This window comes from Rossellomorea sp. LJF3, assembly GCF_037046045.1.
Taxonomy (GTDB): domain Bacteria; phylum Bacillota; class Bacilli; order Bacillales; family Bacillaceae_B; genus Rossellomorea.
Genome location: NZ_JBANLY010000038.1, coordinates 1 through 18,694 on the forward strand (window position 1 = coordinate 1; position 18,694 = coordinate 18,694).

General features: G+C 43.2%; 21 protein-coding genes, 11 tRNA genes and 1 rRNA gene. 31 read left to right on the forward strand and 2 right to left on the reverse strand.

All coding sequences use genetic code 11. The features are described from left to right. Window positions 1–223: 223 nt before the first annotated feature. From V8G47_RS20055 to V8G47_RS20070, 4 genes are all read left to right on the forward strand, one after another. A complete protein-coding gene (locus V8G47_RS20055) occupies window positions 224–1,195 on the forward strand; it encodes a nuclease-related domain-containing protein (protein WP_336201594.1) in 972 nt (323 codons plus the stop codon). Between the two features lie 47 nt (window positions 1,196–1,242). After that, on the forward strand, window positions 1,243–2,205 hold the full coding sequence (gene uvsE, locus V8G47_RS20060; RefSeq protein ID WP_336201595.1) for a UV DNA damage repair endonuclease UvsE: 963 nt from the start codon (window positions 1,243–1,245) through the stop codon (window positions 2,203–2,205). 97 nt (window positions 2,206–2,302) lie between these two features. Further along, a complete protein-coding gene (locus tag V8G47_RS20065) occupies window positions 2,303–2,782 on the forward strand; it encodes a PH domain-containing protein (RefSeq protein ID WP_336201596.1) in 480 nt (159 codons plus the stop codon). Beyond that, window positions 2,775–4,229 (forward strand): PH domain-containing protein, encoded by a 1,455-nt coding sequence (locus V8G47_RS20070; protein ID WP_336201597.1) that lies wholly within the window; start codon window positions 2,775–2,777, stop codon window positions 4,227–4,229. Before V8G47_RS20065 ends, V8G47_RS20070 begins: the two co-directional genes overlap by 8 nt. Before the next feature lie 44 nt (window positions 4,230–4,273). Here the strand turns inward: V8G47_RS20070 and V8G47_RS20075 are convergent, their stop codons facing one another. After that, window positions 4,274–4,858, reverse strand: a complete 585-nt coding sequence (locus tag V8G47_RS20075; protein ID WP_336201598.1) for a rhomboid family intramembrane serine protease — start codon at window positions 4,856–4,858, stop codon at window positions 4,274–4,276. 134 nt (window positions 4,859–4,992) lie between these two features. Here V8G47_RS20075 and acpS point away from each other — a divergent pair, with 134 nt between their 5' ends. The 14 genes from acpS to V8G47_RS20145 all read left to right on the forward strand — a co-directional run bounded on the left by acpS (window position 4,993) and on the right by V8G47_RS20145 (window position 16,353). After that, window positions 4,993–5,343 (forward strand): holo-ACP synthase, encoded by a 351-nt coding sequence (gene acpS, locus V8G47_RS20080; RefSeq protein WP_336201599.1) that lies wholly within the window; start codon window positions 4,993–4,995, stop codon window positions 5,341–5,343. A gap of 211 nt (window positions 5,344–5,554) precedes the next feature. Beyond that, window positions 5,555–6,568, forward strand: a complete 1,014-nt coding sequence (locus V8G47_RS20085; RefSeq protein ID WP_336201600.1) for a LolA family protein — start codon at window positions 5,555–5,557, stop codon at window positions 6,566–6,568. 238 nt (window positions 6,569–6,806) lie between these two features. Then, window positions 6,807–8,012: an alanine racemase gene (alr, locus tag V8G47_RS20090; protein ID WP_336201601.1), complete on the forward strand. Its 1,206-nt coding sequence runs from the start codon at window positions 6,807–6,809 to the stop codon at window positions 8,010–8,012. A 126-nt stretch (window positions 8,013–8,138) separates the two neighbouring features. After that, on the forward strand, window positions 8,139–8,420 hold the full coding sequence (locus tag V8G47_RS20095) for a CopG family ribbon-helix-helix protein (protein WP_032085355.1): 282 nt from the start codon (window positions 8,139–8,141) through the stop codon (window positions 8,418–8,420). A 4-nt stretch (window positions 8,421–8,424) separates the two neighbouring features. Then, on the forward strand, window positions 8,425–8,775 hold the full coding sequence (gene ndoA, locus V8G47_RS20100) for a type II toxin-antitoxin system endoribonuclease NdoA (RefSeq protein WP_034763063.1): 351 nt from the start codon (window positions 8,425–8,427) through the stop codon (window positions 8,773–8,775). A gap of 406 nt (window positions 8,776–9,181) precedes the next feature. After that, a complete protein-coding gene (locus V8G47_RS20105) occupies window positions 9,182–10,012 on the forward strand; it encodes an RsbT co-antagonist protein RsbRA (RefSeq protein WP_261749024.1) in 831 nt (276 codons plus the stop codon). Continuing rightward, entirely contained in the window at window positions 10,009–10,365 is a 357-nt protein-coding gene (locus tag V8G47_RS20110) for an STAS domain-containing protein (protein WP_034763058.1), read from the forward strand. The genes V8G47_RS20105 and V8G47_RS20110 overlap by 4 nt, the downstream gene beginning before the upstream one ends. A 2-nt stretch (window positions 10,366–10,367) precedes the next feature. Then, window positions 10,368–10,769 carry an anti-sigma regulatory factor gene (locus V8G47_RS20115; protein WP_034763056.1) on the forward strand — a complete coding sequence of 134 codons (402 nt, stop codon included), beginning with the start codon at window positions 10,368–10,370 and terminating at the stop codon, window positions 10,767–10,769. Between the two features lie 10 nt (window positions 10,770–10,779). After that, window positions 10,780–11,790, forward strand: a complete 1,011-nt coding sequence (locus V8G47_RS20120; RefSeq protein WP_336201602.1) for a PP2C family protein-serine/threonine phosphatase — start codon at window positions 10,780–10,782, stop codon at window positions 11,788–11,790. Between the two features lie 73 nt (window positions 11,791–11,863). Continuing rightward, entirely contained in the window at window positions 11,864–12,196 is a 333-nt protein-coding gene (locus V8G47_RS20125) for an anti-sigma factor antagonist (RefSeq protein WP_261749023.1), read from the forward strand. Then, window positions 12,196–12,663: an anti-sigma B factor RsbW gene (rsbW, locus tag V8G47_RS20130; RefSeq protein WP_336201609.1), complete on the forward strand. Its 468-nt coding sequence runs from the start codon at window positions 12,196–12,198 to the stop codon at window positions 12,661–12,663. The genes V8G47_RS20125 and rsbW overlap by 1 nt, the downstream gene beginning before the upstream one ends. Continuing rightward, window positions 12,641–13,438 (forward strand): RNA polymerase sigma factor SigB, encoded by a 798-nt coding sequence (gene sigB, locus V8G47_RS20135; protein ID WP_336201603.1) that lies wholly within the window; start codon window positions 12,641–12,643, stop codon window positions 13,436–13,438. The genes rsbW and sigB overlap by 23 nt, the downstream gene beginning before the upstream one ends. Further along, window positions 13,438–14,034, forward strand: coding sequence for a PP2C family serine/threonine-protein phosphatase (locus V8G47_RS20140; protein ID WP_336201605.1), 597 nt, complete (start codon window positions 13,438–13,440; stop codon window positions 14,032–14,034). The genes sigB and V8G47_RS20140 overlap by 1 nt, the downstream gene beginning before the upstream one ends. A gap of 150 nt (window positions 14,035–14,184) precedes the next feature. Beyond that, complete coding sequence (locus V8G47_RS20145; RefSeq protein ID WP_336201606.1) at window positions 14,185–16,353, forward strand: Tex family protein; 2,169 nt, start codon at window positions 14,185–14,187, stop codon at window positions 16,351–16,353. A gap of 94 nt (window positions 16,354–16,447) precedes the next feature. Here the strand turns inward: V8G47_RS20145 and cmpA are convergent, their stop codons facing one another. Continuing rightward, complete coding sequence (cmpA, locus tag V8G47_RS20150) at window positions 16,448–16,561, reverse strand: cortex morphogenetic protein CmpA (RefSeq protein WP_336201607.1); 114 nt, start codon at window positions 16,559–16,561, stop codon at window positions 16,448–16,450. A 144-nt stretch (window positions 16,562–16,705) separates the two neighbouring features. Between cmpA and V8G47_RS20155 the strand changes: the two genes are divergently transcribed. The 13 genes from V8G47_RS20155 to V8G47_RS20215 form a co-directional block, all read left to right on the forward strand. Continuing rightward, a complete protein-coding gene (locus V8G47_RS20155; protein ID WP_336201608.1) occupies window positions 16,706–17,176 on the forward strand; it encodes a SprT family protein in 471 nt (156 codons plus the stop codon). A gap of 116 nt (window positions 17,177–17,292) precedes the next feature. After that, a tRNA-Asn gene (locus V8G47_RS20160) sits at window positions 17,293–17,367 on the forward strand. A gap of 7 nt (window positions 17,368–17,374) precedes the next feature. After that, a tRNA-Ser gene (locus V8G47_RS20165) sits at window positions 17,375–17,465 on the forward strand. A 13-nt stretch (window positions 17,466–17,478) separates the two neighbouring features. After that, window positions 17,479–17,550: transfer RNA gene (locus tag V8G47_RS20170), tRNA-Glu, on the forward strand. A gap of 50 nt (window positions 17,551–17,600) precedes the next feature. Next, window positions 17,601–17,677 (forward strand) — tRNA-Asp (locus V8G47_RS20175). A gap of 80 nt (window positions 17,678–17,757) precedes the next feature. Further along, window positions 17,758–17,832, forward strand: a tRNA-Gln gene (locus V8G47_RS20180). A gap of 4 nt (window positions 17,833–17,836) precedes the next feature. After that, window positions 17,837–17,912 (forward strand) — tRNA-Lys (locus V8G47_RS20185). Between the two features lie 65 nt (window positions 17,913–17,977). Then, window positions 17,978–18,059 (forward strand) — tRNA-Leu (locus tag V8G47_RS20190). 75 nt (window positions 18,060–18,134) lie between these two features. Beyond that, window positions 18,135–18,220 (forward strand) — tRNA-Leu (locus tag V8G47_RS20195). Between the two features lie 19 nt (window positions 18,221–18,239). Beyond that, window positions 18,240–18,316, forward strand: a tRNA-Arg gene (locus tag V8G47_RS20200). A 53-nt stretch (window positions 18,317–18,369) separates the two neighbouring features. Then, window positions 18,370–18,446, forward strand: a tRNA-Pro gene (locus V8G47_RS20205). 14 nt (window positions 18,447–18,460) lie between these two features. Continuing rightward, window positions 18,461–18,534 (forward strand) — tRNA-Gly (locus tag V8G47_RS20210). A gap of 94 nt (window positions 18,535–18,628) precedes the next feature. Next, a 16S ribosomal RNA gene (locus V8G47_RS20215) occupies window positions 18,629–18,694 on the forward strand; the annotation flags it as partial.

Genomic DNA, 18,694 nt, shown 5'->3' on the forward strand with positions numbered 1-18,694 from the left:
ATAAAGGTTTTTCCTTCTTCATAAAAGCGAAGAAGGAAAAACAAAATGAAAAACTAAGAACAAGTAAGCCCCTTGGAGAAAACGTCAGTAATTAGGGGGTCAAACCGATCAAACCCCGAAATGACGCAATCATTATTAATATGTTAATATTTCCAATCCGAAGAAGGAAATTTCCAACCCGTGGCGAACTAAATATCCATAACCGCTAAAGGAGAGTGATCAATTGATTTGCAAAGAGCTAACACCCCCCATTATTCTTGAAAAAACAGAGGCATTATCGGGCCGGATCGTCCAACATCATCTAAAGGTCCCCTTGATAGATAAGGATTTACGAAAAAGAAGGGCAGGCTACAAAGGAGAATCCACGGTCTACTACCATCTCACCTTTTTAAAAGATAAACGATACAAGATCTTTTATGATGTAAGACTCCCCATCTTATCAAACCATTTCCAAATGGACTTTCTCATCCTCACCCCATTCTATATTTTGATCATCGAAGTAAAAAACATATCGGGACTTGTGACAATTGATCCATTCATCAAACAGCTTACCCGGACTCATAAAGGAGTGACGGAAGGATTCGTCGATCCGGTTTCTCAAGTGCAAAGATATAAACTATTACTCCAGAAGTGGTTCGAAACCCACAAAGTAAAGCATCCCCCACTCAAACACCTCGTCGTATTCAGCAACCCATCAACTACCTTAAGCTATACTGTTTCCCCGGCATCGGACGACCCCTACAAGCAGATTATCCATGCTCAAAATATCATCGATAAGATAAAGGAATTGAATGAAAAATACACACAAGTAGCGGCTACCGAAAAAGAACTCTCAAAACTAAAAAGGCTCGTACTGAAAAATCATGAAGAACCAGAAATTAATATCCTAAAAGCCTATTCCCTCACAAAAAAAGACATCCTCACCGGTATACGCTGCGAAAACTGCCAGCACATCCCCATGATCCGAGTTAGTGCATCCTGGTCCTGCCCTAAGTGCCGCCACTCTTCGAAGACTTCACACATTACAGCAATCCACGAATACTTCTTACTCCTAAACAATCACCTAACCAACAGCGAATTAAGAAAGTTCCTCCATCTAAACTCAAGAAATACAGCCTACAAAATATTGAAATCCTTTCAGCTACAATCCCAGGGCGGCACAAAGTCGGTCACCTATTCAAAGCCGACGAGATAATTCCCTGCCTAAAGCACATACTAACCCCAAAAAGGAGCCATACATCCATGACACTCGTAAAACTCGGCTATGTTGCCATGAGCATGAACCTTCAAAATGCATCCCCATCCCAAACGATGACCTATAAGCAATTCGCAGGTATAAAGGATCGAGAGGCAGCGATCCATAAATTAGAACGGATCGCCCAGTCGAATTTACAAAACTGCCTCAGGCTTTTAAAGCATAATGTATTGAATGAAATCCACTTCTTTCGATTCAGTTCGAAACTGATTCCCCTTGCGAATCATCCTGAATTGAAGGGATGGGATTTCATCTCTCCGTTACAGGAAAAACTCCGGGCCATTGAAGAGTACCTGAAGCTTCATCCCATGAGGGTGGGCTTTCATCCTGATCACTTTGTTCTGCTGAATTCCAGTGATGTGGATGTGCTGAAGAATACGCTGAAGACATTGAAGATGCACGAAGCTTTGTTACAGGGGATGGGAATCGATCCGACGCACCGCTGTGTTCTTCATGTGGGTGGAGCCTATGAGGATAAGGAAAAGGCGCTTGAACAATTTATTCATAATTGGGGACTGACTCCGGTCTCTCTACAGCGGATGATCATCCTTGAGAATGATGATACGGTGTTCAGCGCGGCGGATGCCCTATATTTGTGTGAGAAACTGGGGATTCCGCTTGTGTTTGATTATCATCATCATCTAGCCTATAACGAGCGGGATTGGCTGTTGGATTGGGATAGAGTGGTTGGAACGTGGATTCAGTCGCCTTTGCCGGTGAAGATGCATATATCCAGCCCCCGGTCCCGGGAAGAGTACAAGGCTCATGCTGATTTCATCGATCCCGGGATGTTCCTCGACTTTTTACACGGAGTGAAAGGCTCAGTCGATGAAATCGATTGTATGATCGAAGCCAAGAAAAAAGATGATGCGTTGTTCAGGCTGGCAGAAGACCTGCAAGGAATGGAAGGAATTGAATGGGTCGATAAAAGTTCCTTTATAGTGAAGTAGATGTCATGAAATTTTATTCTCCCCACAATCTGAAACCATCTCTGTTCCAAAACGTATATTTACTGTAAGATTTAGTAAAAGAGAGAGGGGGATTTGAATGATAGGGGAACCGCAAAAGAGAATATCGCCAATGGCTTTGAAAGTATGGAAGATATATGGAGTGTTGGAATCGTTGATCGTGGCTGCCTTGGCAGCCGGAGCCATTGTTTTGACTTTTATATTTGATTGGTCCCATTGGGTGACCGCAATATCTGTAGGTGTAGTAATCCTTTTTACATATTTGTTCGTGTTTTTACTTCCGACCATCAAGTGGAAGAGGTGGCGGTATGAAGTGAGGGAACAGGAAATTGAACTGCAGAGGGGAATCCTGGTTGTGAAACGTACGCTGGTTCCGATGGTGAGAGTTCAGCATGTTGATACAGTGCAGGGTCCGATTCTAAAAAGATATGGGTTATCGACGATTACCATCTCTACTGCAGCAAACGTCCACGAGATCCCTGCTTTGGACATGGAAGAAGCGGATGAACTGAGGAATTCGATATCGCAGCTGGCGAGGGTGGCAGAAGATGATGTCTGAACATAAAAGGCTTCACCCGATATCGGCTGTGGCGAGTTTTGTTAAACAACTGAAAGATTTGATTGTTCCATTTGTATTTTTGTTTGTCATAAACAATCGGGGGGAGAAGAATGGGTTTTGGGATTATATGCCGCTTCTATCCATGGCTGTTGTCCTGGTCGTTGTTCTTGTTTTGGGAATCATTAAGTGGCTTCGTTTTACCTACCGGCTTGAAAGTGGCGAACTGAGGATAGAGTACGGGCTATTTGTGAAAAAGAAACGGTATATCCCGATTGAACGGATCCAGAGTCTGAACTTCTCGGAAGGTATTTTACACCGTCCTTTTGGGCTTGTAAAAGTGAAGGTCGAAACAGCGGGATCTTCAAATTCCAGGGAGTCGGAAGCGGAACTGACCGCGATTTCAAAGGAGGAAGCATTAGATTTAGAACAGATGATTTATCGGGAGAAGAAGGGACAGAGCGTGATGGAGGATTCTTCTCTGGAGCAGGCTGCCATTCAGGAAGATGAACCTTTTTTCACCCTTCGTCCCAAAGACATCTGGGTTCTTGCGGCGACCTCGGGAGGAGTAGGGGTCATTATTTCAGGGGTTGCGTTATTCTTATCGCAATTCAATGAACTCATTCCCTATAAGGCTGTATATGAGGAAGTGGCCGTGTTTATAAAAAGTGGAGTGTTCATCGTCGCATTGACGGCATTTTTAGGGCTGATTCTTGCCTGGTTCCTATCGATCATCTGGACGTTTATCATTTATGGTGATTTTAAAATCAGAATAGTGGATGAACACATTGTCATGACAAGAGGACTGCTTGAAAAGAAGCAGGTGACGGTCCCGTTAAACCGGGTTCAAGGGATCCGGATAGTGGAGAACCCGATCAGGCAGCTGATTGGGTATTGCACAGTGCATATTGAAAATGCCGGTGGATCTGTTTTAGAGAAAGACAGTACAAGTATTAAGTTGTTCCCGATAATTAAAAAGGAACAAGTTCCGAAGTTGTTAAATGGATTGTTTCCTGAATATATCATCCAAGATGATTTTAAAGGGTTGCCGGGACGGTCCATGAGGAGATATGTATTCAGACAATCGGTCTGGGTATTGGTCCCTGTAGCTGCCGCCTGCTATTTCTTCTGGCCGTATGGTCTTTGGGCAGCGTTTTTGGTCCTGCCTTTTGGAGTGCTCGGATACTATCAATACCGCGCAGGAGGATTCAGAATCGATGGGGGGCAGTTATCTTTACGCTATAGAGGGGTAATGAAGAATACGATGTATATGAAGAAAAATCGGATTCAGTCCCTCGATACGAAAGAGAGCTGGTTTCAGGCGAGAAAAGGATTGGGGAGTCTCATGACTACGGTGAAATCAGGGGCCGCCGGTTATGCGAGTCATGTGAGGGACCTTAAGAAGGAAGATCTGAAAAGGATTGCCTCTTGGTTTTCCCATAGGATATAAACAAAGAAGCGGCCTGTTAATCCTGGCCGCTTCTTGCCTATTTCTTATTTCCTCCCAGAAATCCATCCGATGACGAAGCCTGCGATCAACCCGAAGATATGGGCGGTAATATTAATGCCTGATTGCATGAAGGTCATAACGACCCCGATGATCACGATGGGAAGGATGATCTGCCTGCTTTCCCTGGTGATGAAATGATTTTTCAGAACGATCATGGCAATATAGAAGCCGAATAACCCGAAAATGGCTCCTGATGCACCTACATGGCTATAGGTAAGGGGCTTCATTAGATAGGTAATGATATTGGCAAATACACCGCTTGCTAAGTAAAGGGTAAGGAACTTAGCCTTTCCAAGGTGTTTTTCCAGAGGTGGTCCGAATAGGACAAGAGAAAACGAGTTGAATAATAGGTGTGCAAAACCCATATGGACGAAGATTGGAGTGATCAGTCTCCACCATTCCCCTTCTTTTATGAATACATTCACACCTGCGAGTTGTTCGTACACCCACAATTGAGGGAAGATGGGAAGGGCGCTGACCGCAAATAGGGCGATATGAATCAGTACGATCAAGGAAATAATAGGATAGTATCGTAGAAATTGAGAAAAACTTTCAGTTCGTACAAACATAGTGTATCCTCCTAAATGGGCTAGGTACGCGAAAATATCAGTTAGTACTATAGTATAAGAAAATGACGAAAATCACGAGCGGAGTTCATTATTAAAGTATGCAGGACAGGACAAGAGTAGAAGGGGAGTCGCATATGATTAAAGGAATAGGGTTGGATATTGTAGAGATCGGGCGCATACGGGAATTACTGGAACGGCAGCCGAAGTTCGTGAAGAGGATCCTGACGGACAGAGAAGAAGATGCGTTCTTTTCATTGAGTGAAGGACGCAGGATTGAATATGTGGCTGGGCGTTTTGCTGCAAAAGAAGCGTACGCGAAAGCACATGGAACCGGGATCGGGACGGTGCTTTCGTTTCGGGATATTGAAATCAGTAAGGATGGGAACGGCAAGCCTTATTTTTCAAAGCCCGAGGGAACGCAGGCTCATCTATCCATCACTCATAGCAGGGAGTTTGCGGCAGCCCAGGTTGTCATAGAGGAGTAATTAAATTTCAAGCTTGTCATCTTCACTAGCATAATCCCTCAGGTTGTCTCATATATTCAGTAGTGCAATAGGAGAGACAAGGCCAGTTGTTTAACAATCGCGGTTCGTTGGCGAATGGAACCGGGCATTCTTTCAAGGATCGTCCATTCTTTGACAGGTGGCCTTCCCCTCTCTCAATTACGTATATCCTGGGACAAAAGGGGTTGAAAAAATGAAGAAAAAGCTAGTGATACTAGTGATGGCCATGTTGGCGGTGCTTGCACTCGCTGCCTGTGGAGAGAAATCGAAAGACGATGTAACCAAGGACCTTAAGGCAAAAGTAGAGGATATGAAGGGGTACAAAGCAGATGCGAAGATGACCCTGCAGGTGGGAGAAGAACCTCAAACCTATGATGTGGAAGTATGGCATAATGACCCTAATTATTATCGTGTAGCCCTAAAGAATGCTACGAAAGATCAAAGCCAAATGATCCTGCGTAATGATGAGGGAGTGTTCGTCCTGACACCGGCTCTGAATAAAAGCTTCCGATTCCAAAGCAACTGGCCTGAAAACAGCAGTCAGGCATACTTGTATGAATCACTTGTCAAGGATGTATTAGAAGACAAGGATGCGACCTTCAAAGAAACGAAGAGCCACTATGTTTTCACTACGAAAACACGTTACCAGAACAGTCAGATGCTCCCTACACAGGAGATTGCTTTCAACAAAAAAGACCTGACGCCAGCATCTGTGAATGTGATGGATTCAGATCAAAATCCGCTTGTGAAAGTGGAATTCTCTAAGATGGACACGAAAGCCGCGTTTGACAAAAAAGATTTCGATATGAAGAAAAACATGACTGGCGCACAGCTTGAGGTTCCTGTGACAGCGGCAGTAGAAGATACGGAATTCACCGTTCTTTACCCGATGTCTGAAATCACCGGTACTGAATTAATAGAAGAAAAAGAAGTGGCGACGGATACAGGAAAGCGCGTCATTTTAACCTATGATGGCGAAAAATCCTTTACGATCGTTCAGGAGAAGACGACTGTCGTCCCTACAATGACCGTGTCTACATCCCTTAAGGGAGAACTGGTTGACCTTGGCTTCACCGTAGCAGCCATGACGGATCAATCCATCCGATGGACGAATAATGGTGTGGATTATATGCTTGCTTCAAATGACCTGACTCCTTCGGAAATGGTCATGGTGGCACAATCCGTGCAAGGTTCAATGGTAAAATGATATTTATGATCGGGGCGGGCCTATCGGGTCCGCCTCTTTTCAATCAAGGGATAGAGAGTAAAGTCCCTTCTCCAACCATAAACCCCTCCAGTATTCTCCAACAAACCCCAAGTCGAGCTTTCATTCCTGCTGAAAATCTCAAAATCTATTCGCCACAATGAATGATAATATGAATAATCCATGGTATTCTTGAATAGAATGACAATGTTTTGTGTAACGATATGAGGAAGTGAACAGAGTGGAAACCCAGACGCAATTTTTTCGAGATACATGGGCTGAAATCAATTTGGATCATTTATATGAAAATGTAAAAAATATTAAAGGTCATATTCCGTATGACGTGAACGTTTTTGCCGTTGTAAAGGCGAATGCCTATGGGCACGGAGATGTTCAAACATCTCTCACTGCCCTCGCTGCAGGAGCGCATGGTTTGGCCGTTGCCTTCCTGGATGAAGCGATCTCTTTGAGAAGGGGAGGCATCACCGCTCCGATCCTTGTCTTGGGGGCTACGCGGCCCAAAGATGTGAAGATTGCTTCTCAATTGGACATTTCCTTAACGGTCTTCCAAAAGGAGTGGCTCGTGGAAGCTGAAAGACAGCTGTCGAAAGAAGATCATTTAAACATCCACATAAAATGTGATACCGGTATGGGGAGGATAGGCGTTCGTACCTCCGAAGAATTAAAGAGTATCGAGGGGTATATTCATTCTCACCCCCAATTCGAGCTTGAGGGGATCTTTACCCATTTTGCTACGGCGGATGAACTGAATGATGACTATCTCGACGAGCAGCTGGGGCGCTTCGAATATATGCTTGAACAACTAGAATCGCTTCCTGCGTATATCCATTCTTCCAATAGTGCTGCCACTCTAAGGAAAACGAATACCCTTTTTAATGCTGTAAGAGTGGGGATCGCCATGTATGGTCTTACACCATCGATCGAGATGAAACCTGAATTGCCATTTCCATTGAAGGAAGTCTTTTCCCTCCATTCCAGACTCATTCATACAAAAGAACTTACAGCTGGTGAGAAAGTCAGTTACGGAGCTACGTATGAAGCTTCCGGATCGGAATGGATCGGGACGATTCCGATCGGATATGCAGATGGCTGGCTGCGGAAGTTACAGGGTCAGGACGTTTTAGTGGATGGGAAGAGAGTTCCAATTGTTGGAAGGATCTGTATGGATCAATGTATGATCCGGCTGCCTGAATCCCGGCCGATCGGTACCCGCGTCACGTTGATCGGCAAGCAGGATAAAGCTGCCATAACGATGGATGAAATCGCCCGAAAGCTTGATACCATCAACTATGAGATCCCTTGCATCATCTCGACAAGGGTACCGCGCATTTATATAAGGAACGGAGAAGCGACGGAAGTGTCGAATAAGCTCTTATCGACAGGGCTGCACAGTCAGCAGGAAAATAACGCCCCGTTTGATGAATAATTAGTATTTTAACTGGTGGATAATAGAAGAGATTGATAAATTAACTTTTCATTCCCTGTATTTGATGGTATGATAAGTATGTTAATGAACAGAAACGGTATGTAGTGATTGGTGGAGGTGTAGTTTGTGTCTGAATCCAGCGCAACAACAGAAATCTTAATTCGTCTACCGCAACAGCTCGTTACAGAATTAGACGGCTTTGCAGATCAAGAAAATGTGAATCGCAATGAGTTTATTTATCGTGCAACCAAAATGTATTTACGAGAGCGTAAGAAGAGACAATTACGTGAATCTATGAGACGCGGCTATATGGAAATGGCGAAGATTAATCTCGCAATCGCTTCAGAAGCGATTCAAGCAGAATATGAGGCAGAACATACAGTCGAACGCTTAGTAAGCGGAGGTTAATCCTTTGATTGTAAAGCGTGGTGACGTATATTTTGCAGACCTTTCTCCTGTTGTAGGTTCAGAACAAGGCGGAGTTCGGCCGGTACTTGTTATTCAAAACGATATAGGGAACAGGTTTAGTCCCACAATTATTGTAGCTGCCATTACCGCACAAATTCAAAAAGCAAAACTGCCTACTCATGTTGAAATTGATGCAAAACGTTATGGCTTTGAACGTGATTCCGTTATCTTGCTTGAACAGATTCGAACGATTGATAAACAACGTCTTACCGATAAGATTACACACTTGGATGACGAGATGATGGAGAAAGTGGATGACGCCCTGCAAATCAGTGTGGGTCTGATCCAGTTTTAACTCATATCCGTCCTTCGTGTGAATCCATTATCACGTATACAATAGAGACAATATAACTGCAAACCAGAAGGCTTGCTGATCAACAAATGCTTGATCATTAAGCCTTTTTGTTTTGCTTTTTTTTCTTTTTTTAGTTTTTGAAGCCAGATTCTGCCTTGAAAGAAGAATCTGGATAATGGAAAAATAGACAATTTTATGACAAAACCAGGTAAACAATTTATAATGGGAAAAGAAAGTAATAAAAATACCCGAAAAGGCATAGGCTTTTTCTTTTCCATATTTATTTGTTACTATTAAGGTAATTAAGTCATTTTCGTTCTTTGTTGTAAACTACTTTAAGATTGGGTTACATCAATCGGCCTAAATACTGGGGTTAAATTTCATATGATAGAATGGAGAGAACAAAATGTTTAGTGAAGTCACGGCTTATATTCAGGACAATAAATCAGAAATCACTAGTACTTGGATGGATCGCATGAGAAATGAAGCGGATGAGAAGTTCCTTCAAGTCGTTTCAGATCAAGTGTTCACCAAGACAAGCCATGAGTTTGTTGAAATGATTGCGGCTAATTTGAGAGATTCGAAAGAATTCAACAGCCGCCTTGAAGATTTCGCTGAAAAGGTTGTTAGATTAGGGTGGCCATTAACATTTGTAACAACTGCTTTAGGGACATTTGGTAAAGTGGTATACGAAGGCATGACGGAGGATCAGCTGATCACAGATGAAAATCATGCATCACAGGTTGAGAAGTTCGATCAGTGGCTGACACCGATGTATAACAGAGTGGTAAAAGCTTATACAGAATCATGGGAAAGAACGGTTTCTCTTCAGAAGATAGCATTACAGGAATTATCTGCACCACTGATACCGGTATTTGAAAAGATTTCCATTATGCCGCTTGTCGGTACCATCGATACTGAACGTGCCCGTTTGATTATGGAAAACCTGTTAAATGGTGTGGTGAAGCACAGGGCGGAAGTCGTCCTGATTGATATTACCGGTGTTCCGGTGGTTGATACGATGGTCGCCCATCATATCATCCAGGCTGCTGAAGCCGTACGTTTAGTCGGGGCGAAGTGCATGCTGGTGGGGATCAGACCGGAGATTGCCCAGACGATCGTTAATTTGGGAATTGATCTTAATCAGTTCAGCACAAACAGTACGTTACGAAAAGGAATAGAAAAAGCTCTTGAAATGACAAATCGAAAAATAGTTTCGGCGGAGGGATTAGAGTGAGAATACCAATTTTAAAGCTGCATGATTGTTTGTTGATTTCCATTCAGTGGGAGCTGGATGATCAGACAGCCCTTCAATTTCAAGAGGATCTTCTTCAGAAGATTCACGAAACAAGTGCAAGGGGAGTAGTAATCGATATTACTTCCATTGATTTTATAGACTCATTCATCGCTAAAGTACTTGGGGATGTGATCAATATGTCCAGGCTGATGGGAGCGAAAGTTGTCATCACAGGCATTCAGCCTGCTGTAGCGATTACGTTGATCGAGCTTGGAATCAGGTTAGAGGACGTCCTGACCGCTTTGGATCTGGAAAAAGGTCTGGAGAAATTACAATTGGAACTGGGGGACTAGGTATGGATAGCCAATCCTGCGTGAAGATCACGAATGAATGGGACATCGTTGCTGCCCGCCAGTTAGGGAGGAATGTAGCGAAAGAGCTCGGATTCGGCACAGTTGACCAGGCTCGTATCACTACGGCTATCAGCGAATTAGCAAGGAACATCTATTTATATGCCGGCTATGGTCAAATTTGCATTGAAAAATTATTCGACGCCGGAAAAAAGGGCGTGCGTATCATCGCCTTGGATGAAGGCCCTGGTATTGCCGATATCAGAAAAGTAATGGAAGACGGATATTCCACATCAGGCGGATTAGGAGCAGGTTTGCCTGGAGTTAAACGTTTAATGGACGAATTTAACGTCGAATCTGTACCGGGTGAAGGGACAGATATAAGGGCGACCAAGTGGCTCCGCTAGGGGGAGTTATATGAATTTCAGAGAATTGATGGATTCAAAATATAGAGAGATAATTGAACACTATTTAAACGACCAGGATGAGAAGGCTCTTTATTTGGGACAGAAATTCAGTCGCAAATCAATTGAGCATCACGTATCACCGGAAGAAATCATCAGTCTCCACAAGAATGTCATTCTGGAAATGGAACCGGACATACCACATCAGGTGCTGCATTCTTTCGATATTCTCCTGGAAGTCATGATAGGCTATGGTTTTGCCTATCGTGAACATCAAAGCTTGAGAACGAAACAACAGGAATTGAATAATGAAATAGATGTAGCATCCAATATGCAGCAAACCCTCCTTGGCACAGTCATTCCTTCAGTCGAAGGGTTGGATATTGGAGCGGTGAGTGTACCGGCAAAGAAGATGAACGGTGATTATTATCACTTTGTCCAGGATGAAAATGACAGCGTCAGTGTGGCCATTGCGGACGTGATCGGGAAGGGTATACCAGCGGCCCTTTGTATGTCCATGATCAAATATGCAATGGACAGTTTACCAGAGTACCGCCATGAACCGAATGCGGTGCTGGAAAGCTTGAACAGGGTAGTCGAACAAAACGTGGACGCCAGTATGTTCATTACCATGTTCTACGGCGTGTATAATTCTGAGAAACATCTGTTTTCATACTCATCAGCTGGGCATGAACCCGGCTTTTTTTATAGGGCGTCAACCAATGAATATGAGGACCTTGATGCCAAGGGCCTTCTATTAGGTGTGGATAAAAAGGCAAAGTACCGACAATATGAAAGACGTGTGGAAGTGGGGGATATGATTATTCTCCTTTCCGATGGAGTAACAGAATGCCGCACGGAAGAAGGTTTCATTGAAAGGGAGGATCTGGTTCAGTTGATCAGCCAGTATACACACCTTCCGACTCAGGAGATCATCAATAACGTGTATAAGCAACTTGAGAAGCTGCAGCACTTTGAGCTTAGGGACGATTTCACCTTAATCATCATAAAAAGAAATTCGTAATGTTTATTTTTATTGAAAATAGGGTAAATGAATAGAGACGTATTATAATGTTGCCAAAAAAGGTGGTCTTTTTATGAACTTATCAATAGATATGAAAGAAAAAGAAAACGAGCTGCTCGTTAAAGTAGCCGGTGAAATTGATGCATATACAGCTCCAAAGCTTAAAGAAACGCTTCAGCCATCTGCTGAATCTGATGATAAAGATATAACAGTCGATCTTTCAGAAGTATCATACATGGATAGTACGGGACTCGGCGTGTTCGTCGGTCTGTTTAAAACGGTTAAGGCCCGTGGTGGACAGCTTAATCTCATCGGACTATCCGACCGTTTACAAAGGTTGTTTGATATTACAGGTTTAGGGGATATTATGAATATCAATTCCAAAGTAGAAGGTGGAGTGGAATGATGCAAGCTTTTGATTACATCGAGATGAAGATCCCCGCAAAGCCGGAATATGTCGGGGTCATTCGTTTGACGCTTTCGGGAATTGCAAGTCGTATGGGGTTTGACTATGATGCAATTGAGGATTTGAAGATTGCCACAAGTGAAGCGATCACCAATGCGGTTCAGCATGCGTATAAAGATAATGACGGAGAAGTCGTTGTCGGATTCGCGCTGTACGGGGATCGCCTTGAAGTGATGGTGGCTGATCACGGTGAAAGTTTTGATTTCAAAGAAATTCGCAGTGCTGTTGGTCCTTATCATGCCGATCATTCCGTTGAGTTCTTAAGAGAAGGTGGGTTAGGTCTTTACCTTATTGAGAGCCTTATGGATGATGTAAAAGTGCATCACAAGGAGGGAGTGACAGTCTTTATGACTAAACTCCTATCAGGGGAGCAGGTGGAGAGGGATGAAAAAACTATCTCAACCTAACCAGCAGGCTCAAAAAGAAAAAGTACTCAAGTGGATCAAGGATTATCAGGAAACCCAGGATGATGACGCCCAAAGTCAGCTCATTTTACACTATCAAAACCTTGTTGAGTCCATTGGGAGGAAATATTCAAAGGGCAGGTCTTTCCATGAGGATATAATCCAGGTAGGGATGATTGGACTGCTTGGAGCGATCAGAAGGTACGATGAATCGTTCGGCAGGTCATTTGAAGCCTTCGCGATTCCAACCATTATCGGGGAGATCAAAAGGTTTCTAAGGGATAAAACATGGAGTGTACATGTTCCCCGGAGAATTAAGGAGCTTGGCCCGAAAATTAAATCGACGGTTGAAGAGTTAACAAATAAGTTAGAACGCTCTCCACAGGTTCATGAGATTGCTGAGTACCTGGAAGTAAGTGAAGAAGAGGTTCTGGAAGCGATGGAAATGGGTAGGAGTTATCAGGCTTTATCCGTGGATCACTCAATTGAGGCTGATTCAGAAGGAAGTACGGTAACGATACTGGACATCGTGGGAGATCAGGATGAAGGTTATGAGAAGGTAAACCAGCGACTCGTTCTGGAGAAAGTCCTTCATGTCCTTTCCGACAGGGAAAAAGCTATTATACAACACACTTATTTAGAAAACCTAAGCCAAAAAGAAGCTGGGGAAAAGCTCGGTATTTCACAAATGCATGTTTCCCGTCTGCAAAGAAGAGCGATTAAAAAGCTTCGGGAAGCCATTCAAGAAGAGATGGACGATTCGGAGAGTCATTATTAATGGCTTATCTTCAACAAAATGAAATAGAGCTTTATGCAGAACAAGTATCGAAAAATGGGAATCCCTTTTGTGGTGATAGTTATTTCTATACTTCCACAAACGATTACTTTATCTGTGTCCTGGCCGATGGTTTAGGCAGTGGTAAATATGCCTATGAGTCGTCACACGCTGTCGTGGAGATTGTAGAAAAAAATCATCATGAAGATGTCGAGACCCTAATGAGTCTTTGCAATGATGTCCTTCAGAAGAAACGTGGAGCTGCCGTGGCGATTATTAAAGCATATTACCATTCCAAAGAATTTGTGTATAGTTGTGTAGGTAATATCCGTTTTTATATGTATGCACCCGAAGGAAAGATGACCTATCCCTTACCGGTCACAGGCTATCTATCCGGACGGCCACAAACGTATAAAACCCAACGTTTTCATTATAATACCAACTCAAGATTTCTCATTCACTCAGATGGATTGAGTATTTCCGGCGTAAAGAATATCCTTCAAAGATATCCGACCCTTCATGGGGCGCTGGGTGATATTCAATCATTAGTTGATGGCACATCAGATGATACAACATATATCATTGGAAACTTACTCTAACAGGCTTAGGGTAAGTTTTTTTGTTTATAAGTTCAACTCACGCCCCGGGCACCTGGATAAGAGATCCATCTATAACCCAAGTCACCGTTTCAATCCCCAAAGACAAATATGGTAAAATAAATGAGAATCCTATCAATGGAGGTAATACAATTGGCAGCAACATTGACAAAGCAAGACCCATTACTTCATCAAGTATCTAAAGACTTGAACTTATCAATAAAGAATGTAAAAAACGTCATTTCACTCCTGGAGGAAGGGAATACAGTTCCTTTTATCGCACGTTATCGAAAAGAGCAGACAGGCGCATTGGATGAAGTCCAGATTCGCAATATCATGGACAAATGGAATTATCTGTTGAATCTTGAGCAGCGAAAAGAAGAAGTCATCCGTCTCATAGAAGAGCAGGGGAAGTTAACGGAAGAATTAGCCCGGTCCATTCAAAAAGCCGATAAGCTGCAAATGGTGGAAGATTTATATCGTCCATATAAACAAAAGAGGCGTACCAAAGCAACCATAGCAAAAGAAAAAGGCTTGGAGCCCCTGGCCGAATGGATTCTGACCTTCCCATTAAAAGGAGACCTTACAAGTGAAGCTTCAAACTATATCTCTGAAGAGAATGAAGTGACAACAGCGGAAGAAGCCCTGGGAGGAGCCAAGGACATCATTGCTGAGTATATATCCGATGAAGCTTCTTACCGGGACTACATAAGAAAATATACATTCCGTAAAGGGTTAATCGAATCAAAGGTAAAGAAAGAAGAGTTAGACGAAAAAAAAGTGTTTGAAATGTATTACTCCTATCAGGAACCCATTCACAAAGTTGTACCCCATCGTGTCCTGGCAATGAATAGAGGGGAAAAGGAAGACATTCTCAAAGTGAACATCCAGCCGGATACAGAAGGTATTCAAAACTATTTGGAAAAGCAGGTCATTAAGAATATCCACTCCATTTCCGTGCCCCTTGTGAAAGAAGCAGTGGAGGATAGCTATAAAAGGCTCATCCAGCCATCAGTAGAAAGAGAAATCCGCAATGAGTTAACTGATAAAGCGGAAGATCAAGCCATTCATATCTTCTCTGAAAACTTACGGAAATTATTGCTCCAGCCACCGATGAAAGGGAAGATGGTATTGGGTGTCGATCCTGCATTTCGGACCGGCTGTAAGCTTGCTGTCATTGATGAAACAGGGAAAACCCTCGATATCAATGTGATCTATCCACATACATCTCAATCTCAACGAAATAAGGCGGAAGACGCTTTTAAATCGATTTTGACAAAGTATTCGATTGAGGTTGTGGCTATTGGAAATGGAACCGCGTCGAGAGAAACCGAACAATTTGTGGTGGATTTATTAAAAGAAGTAGGGGGGAATATCTCTTACTTAATAGTCAACGAAGCGGGGGCAAGCGTATATTCTGCATCGGATGTAGCGAGAGAAGAGTTCCCGGACCTTCAAGTAGAAGAAAGAAGTGCTGTCTCCATTGCCCGGAGATTACAGGATCCATTAGCTGAATTAGTGAAAATCGACCCTAAATCAGTCGGTGTTGGGCAATATCAACATGATGTTTCCCAAAAGAAGTTGAACGAATCGTTAACTTTTGTAGTGGAAACGGCTGTAAACCAAGTGGGTGTGAATGTAAATACTGCATCTTCCTCCTTATTGCAATATGTAGCGGGGCTTTCTAAAACAGTGGCCAACAATATCGTGAAAAAGCGGGAGGAAGAAGGGAAGTTTCATTCCAGGGCACAATTAAAAAAAATCCCAAGGCTTGGTGCGAAAACGTTTGAACAGTGTATTGGTTTCCTACGGATAATGGATGGGAAAGAGGTGCTTGACCGGACGTCTATTCACCCTGAGAACTATACCGATGTAAAGAAGCTCCTTTCTAAAGTGGGGATGGGGGTAAATGACGTAGGGTCAGATAAACTCAAACAGTCTTTGGAACTATTGAATATAGATGAAGTGTGTGAAGAGTTGGAAATAGGGAAACTGACATTGAAAGATATTATCGATTCACTGATCAGACCTGGTCGAGATCCGAGGGATGAATTTGCTAAACCGCTACTGAAGAAGGATGTTCTAAAACTGGAGGATCTATCTGTAGGAATGGAGTTACAAGGAACCGTTCGAAATGTAGTCGATTTTGGTGCCTTTATTGACATTGGAGTGAAACAAGATGGACTTGTGCATATCTCAAAGCTGAAAAATGGTTTCGTGAAGCATCCGTTAGATGTGGTTTCAGTCGGGGATGTTGTGACTGTTTGGGTTGATGGTGTAGATGTCCAAAAAGGCAGGGTTGCACTGACGATGGTCCCTTAAGAAATGGATAGGAGCTGACTGAATGATAGGGAGCTATCTGGAGGTCAGCTCTTTTTTATATAAGATGGAATAACTTTATAATAGAAAAACATCATTAAGAGCAGTTCTTCTTTCTGTAGAAATTCCAACATTGATTAAGAAGTTTGATCTGGTATCGATCTTTCTCAAGATAGGCTTTCCTCAATTGATTGACAAGCCATTTTGGCATGGTTGAACCTCCTTTCCCTTTGAAAGTATCGCTAAATAGAAAACGGTCTTTCTCCGGGTAGTTTGTCAGTATGAAACAATAAGGGTGATACCTAGTTTATGCTATAATAGGTTGTCATGTTCTAATTAAGAAAGAAGGATTTGTATGACGAATGCTGAGCTGCAGCGATTAGTTGAAAGAATTTCAATTCAATCATTCCACAAGCCATTCCAACATAAGGCGTATTTCAACCCAAGGTTACGAACCACGGGCGGAAGATATATGTTAGGCAGCCATGATATCGATATTAATCGAAGGTATCTGGATGAGCACGGAATGGAAGAATTGATCGGAATAATAAAACATGAGCTATGTCATTACCACTTGCATATTGAAGGAAAAGGATACAAACATGGGGATCAGGATTTTAAAAGCCTGCTCAAGCAGGTCGGGGGACCAAGGCATTGTTCTTCGTTGCCAAGTGTGAACAGGAGAAGCAGGGTGTTATATTATGTCTGTTCTCAGTGCGGACTGAACTTCGAAAGAAAAAGAAAAATCAATACAACGAAATATGTGTGTGGCCGCTGTAAAGGAAAACTTCGCCTGGTAAAGGAAGTCGTGATTGAAAAAGGGTAGTGGTAAGAGGTATTTTCCTTGTGGAAAAAGTGTCTGAAAGTAGTTGACAAGAAATCTATGAGTCATTATAATCTAAAGAGTCGATAAGACGAGTTAAGCGTAAGAATACTTCACGTTCCGCAGTAGCTCAGTGGTAGAGCTATCGGCTGTTAACCGATCGGTCGCAAGTTCGAATCTTGCCTGCGGAGCCATTTTTATGGGGAAGTACTCAAGTGGCTGAAGAGGCGCCCCTGCTAAGGGTGTAGGTCGGGCAACTGGCGCGAGGGTTCAAATCCCTCCTTCTCCGCCATTTTTTAGAACGTGGCCCGTTGGTCAAGCGGTTAAGACACCGCCCTTTCACGGCGGTAACACGGGTTCGAATCCCGTACGGGTCATTTTACTTACTTAAGGTAAGGATAGTTATTTTGCTGGCGCAAAAAACTCTGGTCCGGTAGTTCAGTTGGTTAGAATGCCTGCCTGTCACGCAGGAGGTCGCGGGTTCGAGTCCCGTCCGGACCGCCAGATTTATTTCAAAAAACAATTGACTTCATCGAGGTAGACATGTTAATATTAAAACCTCGTCACTTTTTGAAAAAGAGTATTGGGCTATAGCCAAGCGGTAAGGCATCGCACTTTGACTGCGACATGCGTTGGTTCGAATCCAGCTAGCCCAGCCATTGCGAGCCATTAGCTCAGTTGGTAGAGCATCTGACTTTTAATCAGAGGGTCGAAGGTTCGAATCCTTCATGGCTCACCAAAGATTTTTGCGCAAGTGAAACATCTTACCAATGTTTTTCATTAATATGAAAAACAGAAATACATGCGGGTGTGGCGGAATTGGCAGACGCACCAGACTTAGGATCTGGCGCCGCAAGGCGTGGGGGTTCAAGTCCCTTCACCCGCACTCTTAAAAACCTTTTAAAAAGTTGTTGACAAAATAGATTTTCCTCAGTTATAATAGTGTTTGTCGCTTTAAAACGCGGTCGTGGCGGAATGGCAGACGCGCTAGGTTGAGGGCCTAGTGGGGGCGACCCCGTGGAGGTTCAAGTCCTCTCGGCCGCACCAAAAGGTTTCAAAGACATATGCGCCCGTAGCTCAATTGGATAGAGCGTTTGACTACGGATCAAAAGGTTAGGGGTTCGACTCCTCTCGGGCGCGCCATCTTGCTTCTACTAGTGAGTGTCGGATTCACGGTTATACATATAGTTTTCTGACGGGAAGTAGCTCAGCTTGGTAGAGCACTTGGTTTGGGACCAAGGGGTCGCAGGTTCGAATCCTGTCTTCCCGACCATCATAATTTTATATGCGGGTGTAGTTTAGTGGTAAAACCTCAGCCTTCCAAGCTGATGATGAGGGTTCGATTCCCTTCACCCGCTCCAATTTAAACCTTAATATTGAACCTTGAAAACTGAACAAAACAAGACAATGCGTCAACGTTAATTCTAGATTTATTTTAAAGAGCTATTCAAACTTTTATCGGAGAGTTTGATCCTGGCTCAGGACGAACGCTGGCGGCGTGCCTAATACATGCAAGTCGAG

Excerpts from the sequence above, each read along its gene's own strand:
- V8G47_RS20140 (WP_336201605.1), top strand. The coding sequence starts at position 13,438 with ATGGCTTATCTTCAACAAAATGAAATAGAGCTTTATGCAGAACAAGTA.
- V8G47_RS20085 (WP_336201600.1), top strand. The coding sequence starts at position 5,555 with ATGAAGAAAAAGCTAGTGATACTAGTGATGGCCATGTTGGCGGTGCTT.
- sigB (WP_336201603.1), top strand. The coding sequence starts at position 12,641 with ATGAAAAAACTATCTCAACCTAACCAGCAGGCTCAAAAAGAAAAAGTA.
- V8G47_RS20125 (WP_261749023.1), top strand. The coding sequence starts at position 11,864 with ATGAACTTATCAATAGATATGAAAGAAAAAGAAAACGAGCTGCTCGTT.
- acpS (WP_336201599.1), top strand. The coding sequence starts at position 4,993 with ATGATTAAAGGAATAGGGTTGGATATTGTAGAGATCGGGCGCATACGG.
- rsbW (WP_336201609.1), top strand. The coding sequence starts at position 12,196 with ATGCAAGCTTTTGATTACATCGAGATGAAGATCCCCGCAAAGCCGGAA.
- V8G47_RS20155 (WP_336201608.1), top strand. The coding sequence starts at position 16,706 with ATGACGAATGCTGAGCTGCAGCGATTAGTTGAAAGAATTTCAATTCAA.
- V8G47_RS20070 (WP_336201597.1), top strand. The coding sequence starts at position 2,775 with ATGTCTGAACATAAAAGGCTTCACCCGATATCGGCTGTGGCGAGTTTT.
- V8G47_RS20075 (WP_336201598.1), bottom strand. The coding sequence starts at position 4,858 with ATGTTTGTACGAACTGAAAGTTTTTCTCAATTTCTACGATACTATCCT.
- V8G47_RS20105 (WP_261749024.1), top strand. The coding sequence starts at position 9,182 with ATGTTTAGTGAAGTCACGGCTTATATTCAGGACAATAAATCAGAAATC.
- uvsE (WP_336201595.1), top strand. The coding sequence starts at position 1,243 with ATGACACTCGTAAAACTCGGCTATGTTGCCATGAGCATGAACCTTCAA.
- V8G47_RS20065 (WP_336201596.1), top strand. The coding sequence starts at position 2,303 with ATGATAGGGGAACCGCAAAAGAGAATATCGCCAATGGCTTTGAAAGTA.
- cmpA (WP_336201607.1), bottom strand. The coding sequence starts at position 16,561 with ATGCCAAAATGGCTTGTCAATCAATTGAGGAAAGCCTATCTTGAGAAA.
- V8G47_RS20120 (WP_336201602.1), top strand. The coding sequence starts at position 10,780 with ATGAATTTCAGAGAATTGATGGATTCAAAATATAGAGAGATAATTGAA.
- V8G47_RS20115 (WP_034763056.1), top strand. The coding sequence starts at position 10,368 with ATGGATAGCCAATCCTGCGTGAAGATCACGAATGAATGGGACATCGTT.